5 protein-coding genes are annotated in these 3485 nt (G+C 73.5%); 3 read left to right on the top strand and 2 right to left on the bottom strand.

Features of this window, described 5'->3' with window-relative positions:
• Nucleotides 1-172 precede the first annotated feature (172 nt).
• Together B7767_RS27865 and B7767_RS27860 are read left to right on the top strand one after the other, a co-directional pair.
• On the top strand, nt 173-925 hold the full coding sequence (locus tag B7767_RS27865; RefSeq protein ID WP_085574587.1) for a class I SAM-dependent methyltransferase: 753 nt from the start codon (nt 173-175) through the stop codon (nt 923-925).
• Entirely contained in the window at nt 922-1998 is a 1077-nt protein-coding gene (locus B7767_RS27860; RefSeq protein WP_085574586.1) for a prenyltransferase, read from the top strand. Before B7767_RS27865 ends, B7767_RS27860 begins: the two co-directional genes overlap by 4 nt.
• 18 nt (nt 1999-2016) lie before the next feature.
• Here B7767_RS27860 and B7767_RS27855 read toward each other — a convergent pair whose 3' ends face one another.
• Nucleotides 2017-2310 carry a hypothetical protein gene (locus B7767_RS27855; protein WP_085574585.1) on the bottom strand — a complete coding sequence of 98 codons (294 nt, stop codon included), beginning with the start codon at nt 2308-2310 and terminating at the stop codon, nt 2017-2019.
• A 62-nt stretch (nt 2311-2372) separates the two neighbouring features.
• On the bottom strand, nt 2373-3155 hold the full coding sequence (locus B7767_RS27850; protein ID WP_085574584.1) for a DUF2249 domain-containing protein: 783 nt from the start codon (nt 3153-3155) through the stop codon (nt 2373-2375).
• Between the two features lie 74 nt (nt 3156-3229).
• On the opposite strand from B7767_RS27850, the gene B7767_RS27845 reads away from it, so the two are divergent.
• Nucleotides 3230-3485 (top strand): helix-turn-helix domain-containing protein (locus B7767_RS27845; RefSeq protein ID WP_143652660.1); only part of this gene is annotated, 256 nt, incomplete at its 3' end.

Here is a 3485-nt window from a genome sequence, read left to right as displayed (position 1 = left end):
GCCCCGGGACCCGGTCCGCGGACCGCGCCGCGACCGGGGCCGTCGACCACCCCGCACCCGCGACCCCCGACGCCCCGGCCGCCGGGGACGCCGGTCCCGACACCCCCACGGACACGGCCGTCGCCGTGTCCGTGCACGCAGCCGACACCTCCGACCGCGAAAGCAGGGCCACGTGCTGACCGTCGACTTCTCCCGGTTCCCGCTCGCCCCGGGCGACCGCGTCCTGGACCTCGGCTGCGGGGCCGGCCGGCACGCCTTCGAGTGCTACCGGCGCGGCGCGCAGGTCGTGGCGCTGGACCAGAACGGCGAGGAGATCCGCGAGGTCGCCAAGTGGTTCGCGGCGATGAAGGAGGCCGGGGAGGCACCCGCCGGGGCCACCGCCACCGCCATGGAGGGCGACGCCCTTGCCCTGCCCTTCCCCGACGAGTCCTTCGACGTCGTCATCATCTCCGAGGTGATGGAGCACATCCCCGACGACAAGGGCGTCCTCGCCGAGATGGTGCGCGTGCTCAGGCCCGGCGGCCGGATCGCCGTCACCGTGCCGCGCTACGGCCCGGAGAAGGTGTGCTGGACGCTGTCCGACGCCTACCACGAGGTCGAGGGCGGCCACATCCGCATCTACAAGGCGGACGAACTGCTCGGGAAGATCCGCGAGGCGGGCCTGCGCCCGTACGGCACCCATCACGCGCACGCGCTGCACTCGCCGTACTGGTGGCTGAAGTGCGCGTTCGGCGTGGACAACGACAAGGCGCTGCCGGTACGGGCGTACCACAAGCTGCTGGTCTGGGACATCATGAAGAAGCCGCTGGCCACCCGGGTCGCGGAGCAGGCGCTGAACCCGCTGATCGGCAAGAGCTTCGTGGCGTACGCGACCAAGCCGCACCTGCCGCGTGCCGCGGCCGGGGCCGAGGCGGACGCCACGTGACGACCCCCCGGACCGAACACCTGGTCCTGCCCGGGGTCCTCACGGCCGGCCAGGCCGCCGCGACCGTCGCCGGCATCCTCGCGGTGCAGCGGGAGGACGGGGCGATCCCCTGGTTCCGGGGGCACCACCTCGACCCGTGGGACCACGTCGAGGCCGCGATGGCCCTCGACACGGCGGGCGAGCACGACGCCGCCGAACGGGCCTACCTGTGGCTGGCCCGGCACCAGCTGGCGGACGGCTCCTGGTACGCGGCCTACGCCGACGGCGACCCGCTCGACGTCACCGACCGGGGCCGGGAGACCAACTTCGTCGCCTACATCGCGGTCGGGGTGTGGCACCACTACCTCTCCACCGGCGACGACACGTTCCTGGACCGCATGTGGCCCGTGGTGTGCGCGGCGGTGGAGTTCGTGCTGCGGCTGCAGCAGCCCGGCGGGCAGATCGGCTGGCGGCGCGACGACGACGGCACACCCACCGCGGACGCGCTGCTCACCGGCTCCTCCTCCGTCCACCACGCGCTGCGCTGCGCGCTGGCCATCGCCGAGCAGCGCGAAGAGCCCCAGCCGGACTGGGAGTTGGCGGCGGGCGCGCTGCGGCACGCGATCCGGCACCACCCGGAGCGGTTCCTCGACAAGGACCGCTACTCCATGGACTGGTACTACCCGGTGCTCGGCGGCGCGCTCACCGGCGCGGAGGCCAAGGCCCGTATCGAAGAGGGCTGGGAGCGTTTCGTCGTCCCCGGGCTCGGGGTGCGCTGCGTGGTGCCCAACCCGTGGGTGACCGGCGGCGAGTCGGCCGAACTCGCCCTGGCCCTCTGGGCGATGGGCGAGTCCGACCGCGCGCTGGAGGTGCTCCAGTCGATCCAGCACCTGCGCGATCCGGAGACCGGCCTGTACTGGACGGGCTACGTCTTCGACGACGACGCGATCTGGCCGCGCGAACTGACCACCTGGACCGCCGGTTCACTGCTGCTGGCGGTCGCCGCCCTCGGCGGCCACGAGGCCACCTGCGCGACCTTCGGCGGCGACCACCTGCCCAGGGGCCTGGACCCGGACTGCTGCCCGCTCGCCTGAGCCGGCCGGACGGCCGCCTCAGTACCGGCGGAGGCGGCCGGCGATGGCGTGGCCGATGAAGAGGTAGACGACGGCGGCGAGTCCGTAACCGGCGACCACGCGGGCCCACGCCTCGTCGAAGGTGAAGAGATCACGGGACCAGGCGGCCAGCCAGTCGGCCGCGTCGTGGACGAACCGCACCAGGTCGTTGCCCCGGTTGGCGTCCAGCAGGTACATCAGAATCCAGAGTCCGAGGATGACGGCCATGATGTCCGCGATCACCGCGACGACCGTCCCTGCGGAGTTGGAACCAGTGCGATATCGAGGGGACATACTCTCCGACTGGCCCCGAACGGGCGGATGAAACCCCGAACGTCCGGGGCCGGCCGGGAAGTTCAGCGGTGCGTGAGCAGCAGGCGCCACGCCTCCGGGCCGCGCTGCTGGTAGTCCACCGCGAAGACACCGGGGTGCCGGTCCTCGATCTGCCGCAGCAGCGGCAGCGGGTCGTGCGGTGCCACGAGCACCATGGCCCGCCCGGCCGGTACGGCACCGAGCGCGCCGAAGACCGTGGCGTGCCGCAGCGCGTGCGGCACGTCCCGGACGTCGAGTTCGGGCACCTCGGCGTCGTCCGGTCCACCGCAGCCGCACGTGCCGCCGCAGCCACCGCCCGTGGACCCCTCCGCGGCCTCCTCGCCGCCGCCGAGCAGTTCGCGCATGCCGCCCAGCAGGTCGGCCAGTGAGATGTCCGGGGCACCGGCGAGCAGCGGCAGGACGAGGTCGTTCTCCTTGGCCAGGTGCTCCTCGAACAGGACCTGGAGGGCCCGGCCTTCGGTCGCCGCCCGCACGGCGGAGCCGCCCTCGCGCAGTGCGTCGACCAGGGCGGTCAGCCTGCGGTGTTCGGCGAGCATGCCGTCGACGAGGAGACGGGCCTCGGGCAGGTCGCGGGCGGCGGTGTAGAGGGTGCCTTCCTCGGCGACCGCGTGCGGCAGCAGGTCCCGGTCGCAGAAGGCGACCAGTCCGGCGCGGACCTCGTCGGCCGCGGCCGGGTCGCGGTCCGCCGCGGCGACCAGCATGGCCACCCGTCCGGCCAGCTCACCGGCCAGCTGGGCGTGATGCGCCTCGACGGCTTCGACGGCCGCCGCGTCCTCGGGGTCCGATGCGAGGGTCAGAGTGCTCATCAGGGGGCCGTTCCTTCCAGCCGTCGACGACCCGTCCGAACGGTGCGGGCCGATGCCTGCAATATAGTACGGACATGACCGTGGAAAATAACGGCCCGCTTCCCGGCAGCGGATCGCACCGCGTTCCGCTGTCCCGGCAGCGGCGCGGTGTCCTGCAGTACCTGCGCGGACAGTCCGGTTCCGTCACCGCCACCGCGCTCGCCCAGGTGTGCGCGCTGCACGTCAACACCGTCCGCGAGCACCTGGACGCCCTGGTGGACGACGGCCTGGCCGCCCGCGAGCGGTCCGCCCCCGCCGGGCGCGGCCGTCCCGCCTGGCGCTACCGGGCCC

Source organism: Streptomyces sp. 13-12-16 (genome assembly GCF_002114215.1).
Taxonomy (GTDB): Bacteria; Actinomycetota; Actinomycetes; order Streptomycetales; family Streptomycetaceae; genus Streptomyces.
This window is presented reverse-complemented; position numbering and strand designations above follow the sequence as displayed.